The sequence below is a fragment of the Psychromonas aquimarina ATCC BAA-1526 genome (assembly GCF_000428725.1).
GTDB lineage: Bacteria > Pseudomonadota > Gammaproteobacteria > Enterobacterales > Psychromonadaceae > Psychromonas > Psychromonas aquimarina.
Window position 1 is genome coordinate 118,468 of record NZ_AUAM01000008.1, and the last position, 17,240, is coordinate 135,707.

Genomic DNA, 17,240 nt, shown 5'->3' on the forward strand with positions numbered 1-17,240 from the left:
TGATAATTAAAGGTAGCTCAAAAACAGCGCGATAAAGATAACCAGTCCAACATAATTATTATCTAAAAAGGCTTTAAAACAAGCCTTTTTATCGCGTGTTTTTATCTCTATCTGCTGCTTAATAAATAAAGCCGACACTATTAATAAACCCACATAATAGATCCAGTTTAAAGCCTCTATCCAGCCGACTAAAACTAATAAAATCAGGCTGAACAGCTGCAGCAGCCCGACAATTAGTTTGTCATTATCGGCAAATAAAATAGCCGTAGATTTTACGCCGATCTTTAAATCATCATCACGGTCAACCATCGCATATAAAGTATCGTAAGCTATGGTCCAGAGAATGTTAACCGCAAATAAAATCCATACTACAGTTGGAAGAGCATCTGCCTGCGCTGCATACGCCATTGGTATTGCCCAGCTGAAGGCCAAGCCTAAAACCAGCTGGGGAAGGTGTGTAAAACGTTTCATAAAAGGGTAAGTGAATGCTAACAAAACCCCGACAACTGACAGTTGAATGGTTAAGCTATTCTGTGTTAACACTAAAAAGAAAGAAATAAGAGCAAGGAATAAAAATAGAAGTACGGCTTCTGCGCTGGTGGCGCGCCCGGACGGCAGAGGGCGATTTTTGGTGCGTTCAACAAAGCCGTCAATTTTACGATCTGCAAAATCGTTAATTACGCAGCCGGCACTGCGCATTAAAAATACGCCAAGTGAGAAAACAATCAGTACACTGAAATCAGGAAAGCCCTGTGCTGCAATCCACAGCGCCCAAAGCGTAGGCCAGAGCAATAAAAGGGTACCGATCGGTTTATCAACACGCATCAGCTGCGTATATGCCTGAAGTTTTTGTTTGGAAAAAGAACTCATGTCAAATATATTCCAGAAGCGGGTAAAAACACCTCGCTCACTAATAACGGTTTGTTTTTTATATGAAATAGAGAGCGCCTTGCCCATAAGGAGTGTCGGCAGCTTTGCTGGAGAGACTCAGACAACTGATGTAGAAAAGAATTTTTGAGAAACTCTGCAGTTTCAATCTTGCCGCGTACCATGGTCGGGTCTTGAAAAAGAAACTTGCCGAGTGACTGTTCGCCGATTTGGGCTAATTTTTCCTGCTCTTCACTTAATGTTGAAAAGGGAATCTCAGTCTGCGCAAATACTACTGGGGTATCATCACAATATAAGTAAACTTCACGTACTAATACCTGTGATTCGCTGCTAAAATAATCTGAAAGAGGGCTGTTTATTGAATTTGTGGTTATCTGCTGTTTTATCTGCACACTGAATGTTTTGCATAAACCTTCCAGTTTTTGTGTTAATGAGCTGTGATCATAAAGCCAGGCAAGCACATTATCGGGGCAGTGCAGAGGCCTTTGTTGTGTCGACCAGTATGCTGTCGGCCCGATAGGAAGTAAGTGATTGTGCATATAAGCCTTTGACTGTTGTGCCTTTGTTTAACTCTCAAAAGAGGTAAAACGGGAAATAGTTTGCTATTGTATCATTCAAATATATAAGGTTCATCTTTGTTAAGGAAATCACCATGTTTAAAAGAGCGCTAGTCTGCGTGCTTTGTTTTTCACTGTTCTCTTCTATTGCATTTGCTGAAGAGGAGGCCGTTGAAGAAGTGAAAAATGATTATCAGTATTTTTTAATTGAGCCGGATATTATCACCAACTATATAAAACCAGGTAAACGCGTGGGTTTTGTGCGTATTACCATAGAATTAATGGTCAATTCAAAGAGTAGTTACGCTTTAATAGAGAATCATGAGCCGCTTATTCGCGATAAAATAATTACCATTTTTGGTGAGCAGAACGAAGTAAAGGTTAAATCAATTGCAGAGCGGGAGAATATTCGTGCCCGCTGTTTAGATGAAGTTAATGCGCTGCTGCTTACTGAAACCGGTAAAAAACCAGTTGAAGATCTGCTGTTTACTAAATATTTGTATCAGTAAGCGCCTGATTAGCAGGCATTTGTAAATGAGACTGCGCTCTTCGGTATGTTATCTGTCTGGAGAGTGCTAACTTTCCCCTATTAAAAAGGATTGTTCTGTAATTCTCTTCCGCCTGTAGAAGCTTACCTACCCGTCCGGGTAGTTTTTATTTATTCTGCTTAAACTTCATTGATAAAGTCAAAATATAGTCTAATTTAAATGGTGCGTTTGGTCATTTAAGGAGGAATACCCGATGCTTAAAAAATTAACCTGCCGTTTATTACTTGCCGTATCATTGTTTTTATTATCCGCCGGTCAGCTGGTTTTTGCCGCTGATAAGAGCGCTGAACAGCTTGTTTCAACTGCTGAGTTGTCGGAAAAAATAAATATTAACAGTGCGAATGCTGAGCAGCTTTCTGTAATCAACGGTATTGGAAATAAAAAAGCTCAGGCTATTGTGGATTATCGCGAAAATAACGGCGATTTTTTGAATATAGATGAGTTAATTAACGTCAAAGGCATAGGTCAAAGTACCCTGAAAAAAATTACACCTTTTGTAACCCTATAGATTACGGCAATGTAACCGTAGAGAGTATACGGTTACATTGTTTATTCCCGGCGGTTATTTTAAATAGACTCAGCGTTTTAATTATTAACCTTCACATTTTTATCTTCGAACAAATGCCTGCTAAAACTAGGCCGGCTAATAAACCAACCAGATGGGCATAATTGGCGACATTTACCGGTAATAGGTCAACAAACCCAAAAGCAAGCCAGGCCATTAAAAAGATAAAATAGGAGTTTGGTAAATTTACTTTGCTGCCTTTGTTAAGTTTGCCGTATAACCAGCAGTAACCAACCAGGCCATAGACAACACCGCTTAAACCGCCAAAGTAAGGACTAACTAGATAGTACTGCGCAAGGTTTGCCAACACTGCCGAGAAGAAGAAAAGTATCAATAAGCGCTGCCTACCATGCTGCTTTTCAACAATGCCCCCTAACTGCCACCACCAGAGTAAGTTGAAGACAATATGCAGAAGACTGAAGTGTAAAAAAGCAGGGGTAATAAAACGCCAGCTTTGCGTGTAGTCAAAAGGCTGCTGAGTAAAAAAAGAAAAAACGGACGGAATGGGGTTAAAGAAACCTAAACTTGTCAGGATAAATATAGCAGCACAAAAGGCAAATACTGAATGGGTTATAAGACCTGCATGGCTGATGAAATTACTTATTATATTGGAGTTTACATAAGCTAAGTGATTACTGTCATTTTTTGTTGTACCCGTATGCCAGCTTACCGAAATATATTTAGGATCGTTGGGGTTCTGTAAAAACAGCTCCAGCTCTGCCTGCGCCTTGGGCAGCTGCGGATTTTGTTCAATTAATAACTGATAATAAAAGTCATCATGCTGAATCTGATTTTTAATATTAAGTGCCGTTAAATAATCAGAAAAAGCCCGGGCTGCGCGTAAATTTTGAAACTGATGCAGTGTAAACATAATTAACTTTCCGCTTTTTTAATCTCTTTATTACAGAAAGAGATTTTGTTCTCTTGATTAAGTATATTGAGCAATAACATCGAGCGCTCTAAACCATCCTGTGCTTCAAAAATAGCAGTTAATCCTTTAAATGAACCGCTTTTAATCTCCACTTTATCACCGCTTTTAAATAAGAGCTGAGTATCAGCTTCAAAGTCGTTGATTGAATGGCAGGCATTTTCAAGCTGTTTTATTATCTTTTCTGAGACTCGCGCAATTTCTCGTCCAAATTTGACAAAATCATTAATACCACGAGTAGAACGAATTTTACTGAAGCTGGCATCAGCCTGATCTACAAATATAAATAGATAACTAGGAAAAAGTGCCTCTTCAACAGTGTCTTTCTTGCCTCGAATTATTTTTTCTTTACGGATTTTAGGAAAAAAAGAATGAATTCCCTGATTCTGTAAATTCTGCTGTGCACGACACTCTTCCCGGCTTTTACAATACACAACAAACCACTGTTTACTCATTAATACCTCTTCTTAATGCCTTTGCTCACAGTTAAGGATACAGAAAGTAGAGTCTTGAATCTAGAATCAAAACAAATTGTTATTTGTGAGAAGGGAATATGTTTTTATTGTGATAAATATAAGTTACCAAGCATTACTCACAGCCTATAGGTCTTCCAATATTTATCTATTTAAAAATTATACGGCTATGAAACTGTGATGTTTGCATCATATAAATGGAGGTCACAGATAAGTGATTTTACTGGAAATTACATATAAAAAAGCTATACTGCGCGCTCAAAATTTACTATTTCAGGATCTGAGTTATTCAACTTAGTGGCGGTAGCGTGCCTGAAAAGAACTTTTTCAATTATATTTTTCTCCTCCAGAATAATTATTTCGGGATATCTGAGCGATGGAGGCGAATGAACTTGCTCATTTTTAAGTATATTACCTGTTAACTTATGGTCTTAAAGTGAAGAATATATATATATATCGGTTACAAAGGTTATTAACTGCCGCTTTTTTTCTATTGGTTACTCCAGTGTGGGCCAGCCCGTGGATGGAAACTGATGATGTTTATCTTCGCAGTGATTTACAACTATTAGTTGATGCAGGCATTGTCACTGTGCCTGTTAATACTTTTCCTTTACCGTGGCGGGAAATATCTGAACAGATAAAAGTGATATCCCCTTTAGAGCTGACAGAAACTACCCGTCAAGCTTATTACCATATCAGCTATAAAATTAATGCTTCTAAAAAGGGGTACGGTAAACGTTTCTTAAAGTTAAAAGCCTCACAGAAGGATATGCCCAGCAGTTTCGGCCAGGATAACGATGTTGAATGGGGCGCTTTTTCCAATGTTGAGATTGACAGATCTAGTTTCTCAATGCGGGTCAGTGCTAATTATGCGCAGTATCATGATAAAGAAGAGCCTAGGTTTAATTTAGATAACAGCTATTTTGCAGTTACTACGGGGAAAACTAATTTTTTTATTAATACTCAGGCACAATGGTGGAGCCCAAGCTGGCTGCAGTCGCTGAGTGCAGAGCAGCGTGTTCATCCTGCCTATGAGTTAGGTTTAGAAAGAACCTTTATCGACTTGCCTTTATTTGGTGATGTTTATTTTAAAAGCGGTATAAATCAGTTAAGAACGACAGATGACTGGAAATACTCATGGCGATCGCGTTTATCGTTACGGCCGGTTAATGCACTTGAACTGTCAGTTAGCTACTTTGACTTTAAAGAAGCGCAGAATAGTAATTATCAAGATAACTATCAGCAGTTGAGCATGGACAGCCGCTTAAGTCTGCAGTCCATAATTGATCTTCCTCTGGCTGTTTATATGCAGCAGATTATCGATGATTCAAAGCCGGATTTTTCCGACTCTTTAATCGGAAGTGATTATAGTGTGTTCGCTTCAGGTATGCAGATGCGCTTTGTGTTTGAGTATCGTAATAGTGAAGATCGTTATTACAATAAGAAGCGTTATTCCCTAGGAAGTTATGTGCAGATGGCCAATGACCATCAATGGCAGTTATTTCTACATCATGACAGCAATGATAACCCTGGAAATCAGTTAGTTGGCTCTTACCGTTTTCTGTTATATAAAGGTATGCTATCTTTGTCAGTTTTATTTTCTGATGCGCAGGATAATTCAGATAAAGTAAATGCCGGCTTATCATGGGAACTGCGTTTTTAAGCTGTTTTGAAATAAGAGTTTATTGTGGAGCCTGAAACGGCTTTAAATTTTAATAATATAGGTAACTAGTGAGACATGTTTAATATAAATAGGTTATTTTCAGCATTAATACTGCTTGTTTTGTCTTTTAATGTATTCGCTAACAGCCCGACTCCAGAGCAGATAGAGCAGTTTAAAAAACTGCCGGAAACGCAGCAGAAAATGCTCGCTTCTCAATATGGAATGGATTTAGAGCAGTTAAAAGCCATTTCCTCTCAAGAAACAGCAGTAACGGAAGTTGTAGAAGATAAACAAACAATTAAACCGCGTATCGTCGATACAGAAAAAACAAAAAATAAAGTAAAAGATCCCGATTCTTTAAAAATGTTTGGTTATGATCTGTTTGCCGGTGAACCTATGTCATTGACACCATTAAGCGATCTTCCTGTGCCGAATGATTACCTGTTAGGCGTTGGTGATGAGCTGAAGATCAAAGTATTTGGTAAAACGACAGAAAATTATAATTTAGTCATTAACCGCGAAGGTTCTATTCATATCCCAGAGTTAGGACCTTTTCAAGCGAGAGGGTTAACCTATCAGCAGTTGAGAACGGAATTAAGCGCGCTAATACAGCGCAGTATGATTGGTGTAGAAACCAGTATTAGTCTAGGCAAGTTAAAGACAATCGAAGTCTTTGTGTTAGGTTCAGCATACAAACCCGGCAGTTATGTAATCAGCTCTCTGTCGACGGTGACTCAGGCGATAAAAGCTGCTGGAGGCATTGATAAATTAGGCTCTTTACGTGAAATTCATATTAAGCGTAATAACAAAACTATTAAAAAAATCGATCTCTATGATCTGTTAATTTCAGGTGATACATCATCGGATATCTCTTTAAAGCAGGGGGATGTTGTATTTATCCCGATCAAAAAGAAAATGGTTAGTATTGATGGTTTTGTAAAACGTCCGGCTATTTACGAATTAAAAGATGAAAAAAACATTAATAGTGTGCTTAAACTAGCCGGTGGCTTAAATGCTAAAGCATACCCGGAAGTGCAGTTAACCAGAACAACAAAAATGGGCCGAGAGTTATTTGAAATAAATGTACAAGATAAAAAGGCTAGTCAGGAATTTTTACTGAAAAATGGTGATGAACTGCAGGTTGGTAAAGCAAGTGAACTTTACCATAATGCCGTTACACTTTCCGGTGCAGTGGTTAAGCCTGGGGTTTATAAATGGACGGAAGATTTGACTGTTAGCGATGTGATTAAATCGGTCAAATTAGATTTGAATAAAGATGTTGATTTGAATAATGCTTTACTGGTACGTGAGGTAGGGCTTGAGCATAATATTAAAGTGATGTATTTTGATCTGTTAGCTGCTGTTTCGAACCCAAAAAGTGAATTAGATATAAAACTGCAGGAGCAGGACCAGGTTATTGTTTTAAATAAAGATACAGGAATTGCTGAAAAACTGGGTGAAAAAAGTAATTTATCCAAAGAGATTGATAATGCTGAAATTGACGAGGAATTAGCTATCTCTGATTTAGGTGATAAATCGGAACAGCAGAGTAGTGCACAGGCGTTTAGAACTGAGTTGTTAAAGCCGGTTATTGCGCAGTTAAAAGCGCAGTCTGACTTTAAAAATCCGGTGCAGATTGTTGATATTCGCGGTGCGGTTAAGTTCCCTGGTATTTACCCGCTATTTAAGAATGCAGATTTACAAACGCTAATTAATATAGCCGGCGGCTTAAAAGAAGCGTCATATTTAACTGCTGGTGAATTAAGCCGTATTAAGCTGGTTAAAGGTAAAAGTCGTATTAACTATCAGAGTATTGATATTGCAGGTGCAATGAAAGGCACTGAAAATGCAAATATTAGGCTGGAAAGTAAAGATAGAGTACATATCTTTACTAAGCCGGAATGGCGGGAAGATTATAAAGTGACTCTGTCAGGGGAAGTGCAGTTCCCGGGAACTTACAGTTTTAACCGCGGTGAAACATTATATGATGTGATTCAGCGAGCAGGTGGTCTAACTGAATTTGCTTATCCACAAGGGGCCGTTTTTGCACGAGAAAGTCTACGTAAAATTGAAGAAAAACAGCTGGCGTTTTTACACCAGCAGTTACGTGAAGAGGTCAGTACGCTATCATTCCGTCGCCAGTCAAGCACCAGTCCGTTACAAAGCAGTGATGCGCAAAGCGCTATGAATACCATCGAACAGTTAGGTGTCGCTGAAGCGGTTGGCCGTATGTCAATTAACCTTGATAAGATTCTGCAGCACGATCAAGCGCAGAATATTAACTTAGAAAATCAGGATTTTTTACATATTCCACCATTGCGTAAAGTGATTTCGGTAATCGGACATGTACAGTTCCCGACAGCTCATATTTTTGAAGAGAATAAAAATGTTGATGCATATTTAGATTTATCTGGCGGCCCTAAAAAACAAGCAGATACGGATCGTGTTTATGTTATTCGTGCAAACGGCAGTGTATTTGTTCCAAATCAGTCATTCTGGTTCAGCCGCGAAGATCAGCCGTTGATGCCTGGTGATACCATTGTTATGCCGATGGATACCGATTACATGGATACACTAACAACCTTTACTTCAGCAACACAAATTATGTACCAGTTAGGAGTTGCCTGGAGCGCCATTAAAGATTAGTAAAAGATATAAGCGTTACCCCGGTAGTTTTTGGGCCGGGGTATCGAATAATTAATATCAGTCTTTACTCAGTCCCCGAAAGGTTAGGCTTAGCCGTAACATATAATTAAATAGTAGGCAGTATAGGCGACAATATAGAAAGTATGCTGCTTACTCCTAACACCTGCATCATGAGACGAAATTAAATGCAAAATCAGCAACAAAATAGTGTAAATAACATTGACGTACTTTCTATCTCTAAAGCCATGAACGCAGAAGATGATATTACTATACGTGAACTCTTTGCTGTTATCTGGAAGGGAAAATGGTTAGTTCTTTTGATCACTGTTATTTTTGCTGTTGGTGCAGTGGCTTTCGCACTATCAAAGCCAAATATCTACAAGTCTTCAATATTGTTAGCCCCTGCAACGGAAGATAGTAATAAAATGGGAGCATTAACTTCACAGTTTGGAGGTTTAGCATCCTTAGCAGGAGTTAACCTTGGATCTGGTTCATCAAATACAACTGATTTAGCTTTAGCGGTATTAAAGTCGCGCAAATTCTTAACTGCTTTTGTAAATCGCCATGATTTGAAAGCTGAACTATTTGCAAGCAAAAAATGGGATTCAGATAGTACTAAATTAATTTTTGATACGAAACTATATGATATTGAAAAGAATGTTTGGAAAATTAATGAAGAGACAGGTGAGTCATTAGAACCTACTGATTGGCAGGTTTATAAATTAATCAGTGGCCTTGTAGTTATTGGCTCGGATAAGAAAACTAGTATGGTAACAGTCAGTATAGAGTTCATATCACCAATATTAGCTAAAGAGTGGGTCGAATTGTTAATTTCAGATCTTAATAAAGAGATGAGGGAAGCCGACTCAGAAGAGGTTGACCGTAATATTAAATTCCTTAAATCAAACTTAGAAGCGACTTCTCTTGCAGATATGCGCACGGTTTTTTACCAGTTGATTGAAGAACAGTTGAAAACAAAAATGCTATCGCAAGTACAAATAGAATACGCCTTTAAAACTATTGATCCGGCTGTAGTTGCCGAAGAAAAAAGCAAACCTAAGCGCGCATTAATTGCTGTGTTAGGTACATTATTAGGTGGCATGTTGTCTGTAATGTTAGTTTTAATGGGTTATTTTATGAGAAATAAGAAATAAGAAATAAGAAATAAGAAATAAGAAATAAGAAATAAGAAATAAGGAAGTATTCACATTAAGCTAAAGTCATAAACGGTAGTTTATTTAATATGCTCGCAACAATTAACTAACTGCTTCCTGACATATAAATGACTCTTTTTAGTTCCTCTGTAACCATCTAAAATGACAGTAGAATTCTTGGGTTTTTGGCTTGTTTTAGAGCTCTAAAATGCTATATCTTCTATGTTATAGCATTTAATCTTCAATACCTCTCCATTCTACTTACTATTAGAGTATGTTGATGCATAATAAATTATTAATAACATCATATATGTCGATAATTACTTTAACACTTGAAAGTCAAGTAGGTATCAGTCGAGGTGATTATTGGTCTGCATGAAAAATCACATCAGCTAGAATTTTGTTGATGTAGTTTGGATGGGTGAAAAGTCCCTGCTTGTCGAATTGATTATTACTAAAATGGTGCTAATTCAACTGCTGCAATTAGTACTGAAAGAAGTTTGAAGCTGTTATTTTGATGTCATTAAAGCTGTTCAGCTAAATGTCTGTGCCGAAAAACGTGCAACAGGGAACTTCATTGCTCTTGACCCGCTTAACTAATGCAATGGCAGGTACTGGGGGTATTAAATAGATGAAGCACTTGAATATGCACTTAAATGCTTAATCAGATAAATTTAGTTCTAACTAGTCTTAGCAAATCAATTCAGAAAATATGTGTGCACAAGTAAATTAAACATTAAAGGTGATTTATTAATGAGTTCAATTTTATCTCTTATCGGTCGTGAAAAAGAATTGTTTTCCAATGACATTAAAACTCACGAAAAAGAGTTGTCAGAAATAGTTTCAAATAGTCGTTTTCTGGTTGTTGGAGCTGCAGGCTCTATTGGTCAAGCTGTAACCAAAGAAATATTCAAGAGAAACCCGCAGAAATTGCATGCTGTTGATATTAGTGAAAATAATATGGTTGAGCTTGTTCGAGATATCCGCAGTTCTTTTGGGTATATCGAAGGAGATTTTCAAACGTTTGCTTTGGATATCGGTTCGATTGAGTACGATACGTTTATTAAAGCTGACGGGCAATATGATTATGTTTTAAACCTTTCTGCTCTTAAGCATGTTCGCAGTGAAAAAGATCCATTCACATTAATGCGTATGATTGATGTAAATGTTTTTAACACCGAAAAAACCTTATTGCAGTCAGCTGCCAAAGACGTAAAAAAATATTTTTGTGTATCAACGGATAAAGCTGCTAACCCAGTTAATATGATGGGGGCATCTAAACGTATTATGGAAATGTTTTTAATGCGACGTAGTGCGGATATTAAAATATCTACTGCTCGATTTGCCAATGTTGCATTTTCAGATGGTTCTCTTCTCCATGGCTTTAATCAACGTATCCAAAAGTGTCAGCCAATTGTAGCCCCTAAAGATATCAAACGCTATTTTGTAACTCCTCAGGAGTCCGGTGAACTTTGCCTTATGTCGTGTATCTTTGGTGAAAACAGAGATATTTTCTTTCCAAAGCTAAGCGAAGCGCTACACCTTATTTCATTTGCAGATATTGCGGTGAAATACTTAAAACAATTGGGTTATGAACCACACCTTTGTGATTCAGAAAATGAAGCGCGAGAATTAGCTCAAACGTTACCGGAACAAGGGAAGTGGCCATGCTTATTCACTGCTAGTGATACTACGGGTGAAAAAGATTTCGAAGAGTTCTTCACTGATAAAGAAACACTCGATATGCAGCGCTTTGAAAACTTAGGAGTGATAAAAAATGAAGCGCTATTTGATGCTGAATTAATTTCATTCTTTGATAAAGAAATTGCTGATATGAAGTCCACTAAAGAGTGGAGCAAAGATCAAATCGTAAAATTATTTTTCAAGATGATTCCTGACTTTGGCCACAAAGAAACAGGCAAGTATCTCGACAGTAAGATGTAAGGCTGCAAGCATGAATAATAAGTTAATCAGTTTTGTTCGAGATATTTATCAAACCAATGATTTTATTCCGTTGCATGCCCCAACATTCGCGGGTAATGAAAAAAAATATGTTACTGATACTATCGATAGTACGTTTGTATCGAGTGTGGGGAAATACGTTGAAGATTTTGAAAAGCATATAGAATTTTACACAGGAACAGCAAAAGCTGTCGCGACCGTTAACGGCACGGCTGCATTGCATACTGCGCTGTATATGGCTGGCGTAAAAGCAGGTGATTTAGTTATCACTCAAGCTTTAACTTTTGTTGCTACCTGTAATGCTTTATACCATATGGGGGCAGAGCCCATATTTGTGGATGTATCTAAAGTCAGTTTGGGTTTGTGCCCAAAAGCAACTGCAGAATATCTTGATGCTAACGCAAAGTTAAACAGTGATGGGGAGTGTATTCATAAAAAAACAGGGCAACATATTAAAGCGATTGTGCCTATGCATACCTTTGGCCATCCCGTTGAGCTTGATGAGTTGTTAACTGTTTGTTTGAGGTGGAATATCGTATTAGTAGAAGATGCTGCGGAAAGTTTAGGATCTTTTTATAAAGGCAAGCACACAGGTACTATTGGTGACTTTTCTGCTATTAGTTTTAATGGTAATAAGGTTATTACTACAGGCGGTGGCGGCATGATATTGTGTAAAAGCTTTGATGATGGTGTACATACTCGTCATATAACCACTACAGCTAAAGTACCTCACCCTTATGAGTTTTATCATGATGAGCCCGGTTTTAATTATCGCTTACCGAATTTAAACGCAGCCTTAGGGTGCGCGCAGATGGAAGTGTTACCGGAGTTTCTAAAGCAAAAAAGAATACTTGCAGAGCAATACAAAACATTGTTTTCAGGTTCTGATTTTCAGTTTGTTGCTGAACCGAGATATGCACAATCAAACTACTGGTTAAATGCGATTATCTGCCCTGATACAGAAAATAGAAATTCTTTATTAAAAGAAACCAATAAGCAAGGCGTAATGACAAGACCTATTTGGCAGTTGATGCACCGTTTGCCGATGTTTAAAAACGCACTAAAGGGGGATTTGACTGTGTCAGAGTGGGTTGAAGGGCATTTGATTAATTTACCGAGTTCACCTGTTTACTTAGGAGTAGAATAATGAGAAAGATTGCTGTATTTACAGGAACAAGGGCTGAGTATGGATTACTTTACTGGGTTATAAAGGGAATTCAGGAATCCTCTTTATCTGAGCTGCAATTGTATGTTGGAGGAATGCATTTATCCCCTGAATTCGGTTATACAGCTAGTCGAATAATTGAAGACGGCTTTCCCATCACGGAAAAAATGGAGTTCCTTCTATCATCTGATACTCCTGTTGGCATAGCAAAGTCTATGGGTCTGGCGCTAATAGGAGCTTCGGAGGCTTTAGATAGGAATAAGCCAGATTTGTTGGTGTTATTGGGGGACCGGTTTGAATCAATGGCATTAGCACAAGCCGCAATGCTTGCTTGCATTCCTGTTGCTCATATACATGGTGGAGAAACAACAGAAGGTTTGATTGATGAGGCCGCAAGACATTCAATTACTAAAATGTCACATTTTCACTTTACGACCACTGAAGCGTATAGAAAACGAGTAATTCAATTAGGAGAGCAGCCTAACACCGTTTTTAATTTTGGTGCTCCTGGAATTGATAGTATTGTCAAATTACCATTAATGGAGCGTAAGTCTTTATCTGAATCTCTTGGTTTTGATGTGTCATCTCCATATTTTATGATAACTTATCATCCTGTAACTTTGGAAAAATATGGCTCATCTGAATCCCTTATCAATTTAAATAAAGCATTAGAACTTTTCCCTAATTATAAGTGTGTGATTACCTACCCAAATGCCGACACTCACGGGCGTGAATTAATTAAAATATTAGATGACTTCAAAGCACAAAATCCGGACCGAGTGTTGTTGGTTCAATCATTAGGGCAGTTGCGCTATTTAAGTTTATTAAAGTATTGCGACGCAGTTATTGGTAACTCTTCTAGTGGGTTAATTGAAGCTCCTACTTTTAACATACCAACAATTAATATTGGCAATCGTCAAAAAGGTCGAATTATAGGCGACACTGTCATTCAGTGTGGCGATTCCCTTGAAGAAATAAAAGAAGCTATCGACGTTGCGGTAAGTCCTGAGTTCAAATTTCGCTGTAAGCAGGCTAAAAATCCATATGGTAATGGTGATAGCTCAATTCAAATTGTTGATAAACTGCTTTCGTGCTCCCTAGATAAAGTGGTTGCGAAATCTTTTTACGATTTTGAAGTGAGTAAAAAATGAAAATAGGTTTTATCGGCTGTGTCGAATCAAGTCTCTTAGCTCTTAATACACTTGTTAATATGGATAATATAGAAGTTTCTGCTGTGATAACGAGAAAGGAATCTGCAGTAAATTCTGATTTTGTAGATTTATCTCAAGTTTGTATTGAAAATAAGATTCCATATTTCTATGAAGATCCAAATGACAGAGAGGCTTCAATAGATTTTTTCAAAAAATTTAAGTTAGATGTTATTTATTGTTTTGGCTGGAGTTACCTTCTTAGAAAGGAGCTATTAGACCTACCGGTTTGTGGTGTTATCGGATTTCATCCTGCTAAGCTACCCATGAATAGAGGAAGGCACCCTATTATTTGGACCTTAGCGTTGGGGTTAGATGAAACGGCGTCCACATTCTTCAAAATGGATGAAGGTGCTGATTCTGGTCCCATTTTAAGTCAAGAGTTAATAGCTATTACTACTGAAGATAACGCTACCTCATTATATAAAAAGGTACTTGCTGTTGCTAATAAACAAATAATTAATTTTACAAATGATTTATCATCTGGAACTGCAGTTTTTAATCCGCAAGACGATAAGAAAGCGACCTACTGGAGAAAACGCAGTAGAAAGGATGGCTTAATCGATTGGCGTATGTCTGCTGTTTCAATTCATAATTTAATTCGAGCGTTAGCTCCACCTTATCCCGGTGCAGAGTTTAGCTGGAATGGTGAGTTAGTTCCTGTTATATCATCTTCAATCGCAGTGGATTCTTACGCACAAAATATTGAACCAGGAAAAGTTTTATCTAAAAAAAGAAATAGTATACTGGTAAAATGCGCAGAAAAAAATGCGATTTGGATACACAACCTTGATGAGCAAGAATTGCCAGATAAAGGAGAATATTTGTGAAAAAAGTGCTAATCGTAGCTCCTCATGCGGATGATGAAACCTTAGGTTGCGGTGGTACAATACTGAGATATATTGAAAGCGGTTATGACGTGCATTGGTTGTTAGTAACGGGGATGAGTGTAGAAGCAGGCTTTACTAATGAGCAAGTTAAGGAAAGAATTAAAGAAATAGTAAAAGTAAAAAGTTTATATGGATTTAGTTCCGTTCATGAGCTGTATTTTCCTCCTGCTGCTCTTGAAACCCTAACTAAAGGACGTTTAATCGCTGCTGTATCGAAGGTTATTCAAACCATTCAGCCTAATGAAGTTTTCACTGTTTATCGTAATGATGCGCACAGTGACCATGAAATTGTATATGATGCAGTGATGTCTGCGACAAAATCATTCAGGTACCCTTTTATTAAAAGAGTTTTAGCATATGAAACAATATCTGAAACTGATTTTGGTCTAAAGCCTGAAGATGGTGGATTTAAGCCTAATGTGTTTATTGATATCACTTCGCATCTTGAAAAAAAATTAGAGATATTAGAGGTATTTAAATCTGAAATAGGTGAGTTTCCCTTTCCAAGAAGCAGAAAGGCGTTAGAATCACTGGCCTGTATTCGAGGGGTACAGTCAAACTGTCATGCGGCGGAAGCATTTATGTTAATTAAGGAAATTATATGAGCACATTGATTATTGCGGAAGCTGGTGTTAATCATAATGGGGATATGCAGTTAGCTAAGAAATTAATTGATGTTGCAGCTGGAGCTGGTGCTGACATTATTAAATTTCAAACATTTAAAGCGAAGAAGTTAGCCACCACAAGTGCTCTTCAGGCTGAATATCAAACTAAAAATATAGGTAAGTCAGAATCTCAATTAGAAATGTTAAAAAGACTTGAGCTTAAGTATGAAGATCATTTCATATTGGTCGACTATTGCAAACATAAAGATATTTCTTTTTTGTCAACAGCCTTTGACGAAGAGAGTTTAGCATTCCTTGTTGATAAGTTAGGTCAAACTTTATTAAAAATACCTTCAGGTGAAATTACAAATGCACCCTTATTATTGGCACATGCTAGAACAGGGCTTGATATCATTATATCTACCGGAATGGCTTCCTTATCAGAGATCGAAATGGCTTTAGGTATTTTAGCATTCGGTTACTCTCAAACGAATGAAACGCCTTCCGTTGATAAATTTGAAACTGCATATTATTCAGAAAAAGGACAGGCATATTTGAAAGAAAAGGTACGCATATTACATTGTACAACAGAGTATCCAGCTCCTTTAGAGGAGATAAACTTAAACGCGATGCTTACGATTAGAGATTCTTTTAAACTGCCTGTTGGTTATTCAGATCATAGTGAAGGTATTATTGTACCCGTAGCAGCTGTTGCTAAAGGAGCCAGAATAATTGAGAAGCACTTTACTCTGGATCAAAATATGGAAGGGCCAGACCACAAGGCCTCTTTAGAGCCGACTGAACTTCAAGAAATGATAGCTTTAATAAAAAAAGTTGAAATTATTGAAGGTAATGGGATTAAAGGGCCTAGCTCTTCAGAAATAAAGAATAAAGTGATAGTCCGTAAAAGCATTGTCGCGACCCGTTCTATAAAAAAAGGTGAAACTTTTACTGAGGATTGCCTTGCTATAAAAAGACCTGGAAATGGTATTAGCCCAATTAATTATTGGGATGTGGTTGGGAAACGAGCAATTAAAGATTTTAAAGAAGATGAGTTGATAATATGAAAATAGGTTATTTTGCTGATGGACCGTGGTCCCATGAGACAATTAGATTGATTTCGGAAACCCCAGGCTTAGAAGTTGTCTTTATTGTGCCAAGGTTTGATACTCAAGATCCAGTTTTGAAGGATTGGGCTAATAAGTTGGGAGTGCCTTTTCTGCCTCAGGAAAATGTAAATTGCCCTAGTTTCATAAATAAAATTGCAGACTTTAATGCAGACCTTTTAGTTTCTATGTCATTTAATCAAATCTTAAGAAAAGAAATTATTAATTTAGCAAATAATGGATTTATTAATTGCCATGCTGGTGCTCTTCCCTTTTACCGAGGAAGAAACCCTTTGAATTGGGCTCTAATTAATGGTGAAAAGCAGTTTGGTATTACTGTGCACTATGTTGATGAAGGGATTGATACGGGTGATATTGTCGAGCAACGATTATATGCCATATCGTTAGAAGATGATTATGCTACATTGTTGAATAAAGCCGCTTTCGAATGTGCAAATGTTCTGCATTCGGCAATAGTTAAAATCGAAAAAAATGTTGTTGTTAGACAACCTCAAGAAGATATTCACCCGGTGGGAACATACTTTGGAATTCGCACATTTGGAGATGAAATTGTGGATTTCAGCTGGGGAGCTGAAAGGGTTCATAACTTTATTCGCGCAATTCGTAAACCTGGGCCCAACGCCAGGTGTTACATTGATAAGCAAGAATACGCAATTATTTCTTCTAGGTTAATTATCGACGCACCTACTTATATTGCGACGATTGGTGAAGTTGTTGGGCGTAGTAGTGAAGGGGTCGTAGTCAAAGTTGGTGACAGCACTTTATTATTAAAAAAAATGGAAAAAATAATTGATAATAAAGGTGAAGGGGAGTTTACTCCTACTTTCCGTATTGGTACTCGTTTTAGTTTAAGAAGGTAAA

The 17,240-nt window shown here is 37.5% G+C and carries 16 protein-coding genes; 12 read left to right on the forward strand and 4 right to left on the reverse strand.

Features of this window, described 5'->3' with window-relative positions; all coding sequences use genetic code 11:
- Positions 1–6: 6 nt before the first annotated feature.
- Both ubiA and G337_RS0101660 read right to left on the reverse strand, forming a co-directional pair.
- Positions 7–870 (reverse strand): 4-hydroxybenzoate octaprenyltransferase, encoded by an 864-nt coding sequence (gene ubiA, locus G337_RS0101655; protein ID WP_028862327.1) that lies wholly within the window; start codon positions 868–870, stop codon positions 7–9.
- The gene (locus G337_RS0101660) at positions 867–1,427 is read right to left on the reverse strand and encodes a chorismate--pyruvate lyase family protein (protein ID WP_028862328.1); all 561 of its coding nucleotides are present in this window, start codon (positions 1,425–1,427) and stop codon (positions 867–869) included. Before G337_RS0101660 ends, ubiA begins: the two co-directional genes overlap by 4 nt.
- A gap of 113 nt (positions 1,428–1,540) precedes the next feature.
- Between G337_RS0101660 and G337_RS0101665 the strand changes: the two genes are divergently transcribed.
- Together G337_RS0101665 and G337_RS0101670 are read left to right on the forward strand one after the other, a co-directional pair.
- Positions 1,541–1,954 carry a flagellar basal body-associated protein FliL gene (locus G337_RS0101665; RefSeq protein ID WP_028862329.1) on the forward strand — a complete coding sequence of 138 codons (414 nt, stop codon included), beginning with the start codon at positions 1,541–1,543 and terminating at the stop codon, positions 1,952–1,954.
- Positions 1,955–2,186: 232 nt separating this feature from the next.
- Complete coding sequence (locus G337_RS0101670; protein WP_028862330.1) at positions 2,187–2,501, forward strand: ComEA family DNA-binding protein; 315 nt, start codon at positions 2,187–2,189, stop codon at positions 2,499–2,501.
- Between the two features lie 91 nt (positions 2,502–2,592).
- Here the strand turns inward: G337_RS0101670 and glpG are convergent, their stop codons facing one another.
- Together glpG and rfaH are read right to left on the reverse strand one after the other, a co-directional pair.
- Positions 2,593–3,429 (reverse strand): rhomboid family intramembrane serine protease GlpG, encoded by an 837-nt coding sequence (gene glpG, locus G337_RS0101675; RefSeq protein ID WP_028862331.1) that lies wholly within the window; start codon positions 3,427–3,429, stop codon positions 2,593–2,595.
- 2 nt (positions 3,430–3,431) lie between these two features.
- Positions 3,432–3,941, reverse strand: coding sequence for a transcription/translation regulatory transformer protein RfaH (gene rfaH, locus G337_RS0101680; RefSeq protein WP_028862332.1), 510 nt, complete (start codon positions 3,939–3,941; stop codon positions 3,432–3,434).
- Between the two features lie 454 nt (positions 3,942–4,395).
- Between rfaH and G337_RS0101685 the strand changes: the two genes are divergently transcribed.
- The 10 genes from G337_RS0101685 to G337_RS25345 all read left to right on the forward strand — a co-directional run bounded on the left by G337_RS0101685 (position 4,396) and on the right by G337_RS25345 (position 17,239).
- Positions 4,396–5,622, forward strand: a complete 1,227-nt coding sequence (locus G337_RS0101685) for a capsule assembly Wzi family protein (RefSeq protein ID WP_157619160.1) — start codon at positions 4,396–4,398, stop codon at positions 5,620–5,622.
- 75 nt (positions 5,623–5,697) lie between these two features.
- Complete coding sequence (locus G337_RS0101690; RefSeq protein WP_028862334.1) at positions 5,698–8,268, forward strand: SLBB domain-containing protein; 2,571 nt, start codon at positions 5,698–5,700, stop codon at positions 8,266–8,268.
- 185 nt (positions 8,269–8,453) lie between these two features.
- Positions 8,454–9,422: a Wzz/FepE/Etk N-terminal domain-containing protein gene (locus tag G337_RS0101695; RefSeq protein ID WP_245597602.1), complete on the forward strand. Its 969-nt coding sequence runs from the start codon at positions 8,454–8,456 to the stop codon at positions 9,420–9,422.
- A 753-nt stretch (positions 9,423–10,175) separates the two neighbouring features.
- A complete protein-coding gene (locus tag G337_RS0101700) occupies positions 10,176–11,366 on the forward strand; it encodes a UDP-N-acetylglucosamine 4,6-dehydratase (RefSeq protein ID WP_028862336.1) in 1,191 nt (396 codons plus the stop codon).
- A gap of 10 nt (positions 11,367–11,376) precedes the next feature.
- Positions 11,377–12,531, forward strand: coding sequence for a LegC family aminotransferase (locus tag G337_RS0101705; protein WP_028862337.1), 1,155 nt, complete (start codon positions 11,377–11,379; stop codon positions 12,529–12,531).
- Positions 12,531–13,700 carry a UDP-N-acetylglucosamine 2-epimerase gene (gene neuC, locus G337_RS0101710; protein ID WP_028862338.1) on the forward strand — a complete coding sequence of 390 codons (1,170 nt, stop codon included), beginning with the start codon at positions 12,531–12,533 and terminating at the stop codon, positions 13,698–13,700. Before G337_RS0101705 ends, neuC begins: the two co-directional genes overlap by 1 nt.
- On the forward strand, positions 13,697–14,587 hold the full coding sequence (locus G337_RS0101715; protein ID WP_028862339.1) for a formyltransferase family protein: 891 nt from the start codon (positions 13,697–13,699) through the stop codon (positions 14,585–14,587). The genes neuC and G337_RS0101715 overlap by 4 nt, the downstream gene beginning before the upstream one ends.
- Complete coding sequence (locus G337_RS0101720; RefSeq protein ID WP_028862340.1) at positions 14,584–15,252, forward strand: PIG-L deacetylase family protein; 669 nt, start codon at positions 14,584–14,586, stop codon at positions 15,250–15,252. Before G337_RS0101715 ends, G337_RS0101720 begins: the two co-directional genes overlap by 4 nt.
- A complete protein-coding gene (gene neuB / locus G337_RS0101725) occupies positions 15,249–16,319 on the forward strand; it encodes an N-acetylneuraminate synthase (RefSeq protein WP_028862341.1) in 1,071 nt (356 codons plus the stop codon). The genes G337_RS0101720 and neuB overlap by 4 nt, the downstream gene beginning before the upstream one ends.
- Entirely contained in the window at positions 16,316–17,239 is a 924-nt protein-coding gene (locus G337_RS25345; RefSeq protein WP_037026884.1) for a methionyl-tRNA formyltransferase, read from the forward strand. The genes neuB and G337_RS25345 overlap by 4 nt, the downstream gene beginning before the upstream one ends.
- Position 17,240 lies beyond the last annotated feature (1 nt).

Excerpts from the sequence above, each read along its gene's own strand:
- ubiA (WP_028862327.1), bottom strand. The coding sequence starts at position 870 with ATGAGTTCTTTTTCCAAACAAAAACTTCAGGCATATACGCAGCTGATG.
- G337_RS0101660 (WP_028862328.1), bottom strand. The coding sequence starts at position 1,427 with ATGCACAATCACTTACTTCCTATCGGGCCGACAGCATACTGGTCGACA.
- G337_RS0101665 (WP_028862329.1), top strand. The coding sequence starts at position 1,541 with ATGTTTAAAAGAGCGCTAGTCTGCGTGCTTTGTTTTTCACTGTTCTCT.
- G337_RS0101670 (WP_028862330.1), top strand. The coding sequence starts at position 2,187 with ATGCTTAAAAAATTAACCTGCCGTTTATTACTTGCCGTATCATTGTTT.
- glpG (WP_028862331.1), bottom strand. The coding sequence starts at position 3,429 with ATGTTTACACTGCATCAGTTTCAAAATTTACGCGCAGCCCGGGCTTTT.
- rfaH (WP_028862332.1), bottom strand. The coding sequence starts at position 3,941 with ATGAGTAAACAGTGGTTTGTTGTGTATTGTAAAAGCCGGGAAGAGTGT.
- G337_RS0101690 (WP_028862334.1), top strand. The coding sequence starts at position 5,698 with ATGTTTAATATAAATAGGTTATTTTCAGCATTAATACTGCTTGTTTTG.
- G337_RS0101695 (WP_245597602.1), top strand. The coding sequence starts at position 8,454 with ATGCAAAATCAGCAACAAAATAGTGTAAATAACATTGACGTACTTTCT.
- G337_RS0101700 (WP_028862336.1), top strand. The coding sequence starts at position 10,176 with ATGAGTTCAATTTTATCTCTTATCGGTCGTGAAAAAGAATTGTTTTCC.
- G337_RS0101705 (WP_028862337.1), top strand. The coding sequence starts at position 11,377 with ATGAATAATAAGTTAATCAGTTTTGTTCGAGATATTTATCAAACCAAT.
- neuC (WP_028862338.1), top strand. The coding sequence starts at position 12,531 with ATGAGAAAGATTGCTGTATTTACAGGAACAAGGGCTGAGTATGGATTA.
- G337_RS0101715 (WP_028862339.1), top strand. The coding sequence starts at position 13,697 with ATGAAAATAGGTTTTATCGGCTGTGTCGAATCAAGTCTCTTAGCTCTT.
- neuB (WP_028862341.1), top strand. The coding sequence starts at position 15,249 with ATGAGCACATTGATTATTGCGGAAGCTGGTGTTAATCATAATGGGGAT.
- G337_RS25345 (WP_037026884.1), top strand. The coding sequence starts at position 16,316 with ATGAAAATAGGTTATTTTGCTGATGGACCGTGGTCCCATGAGACAATT.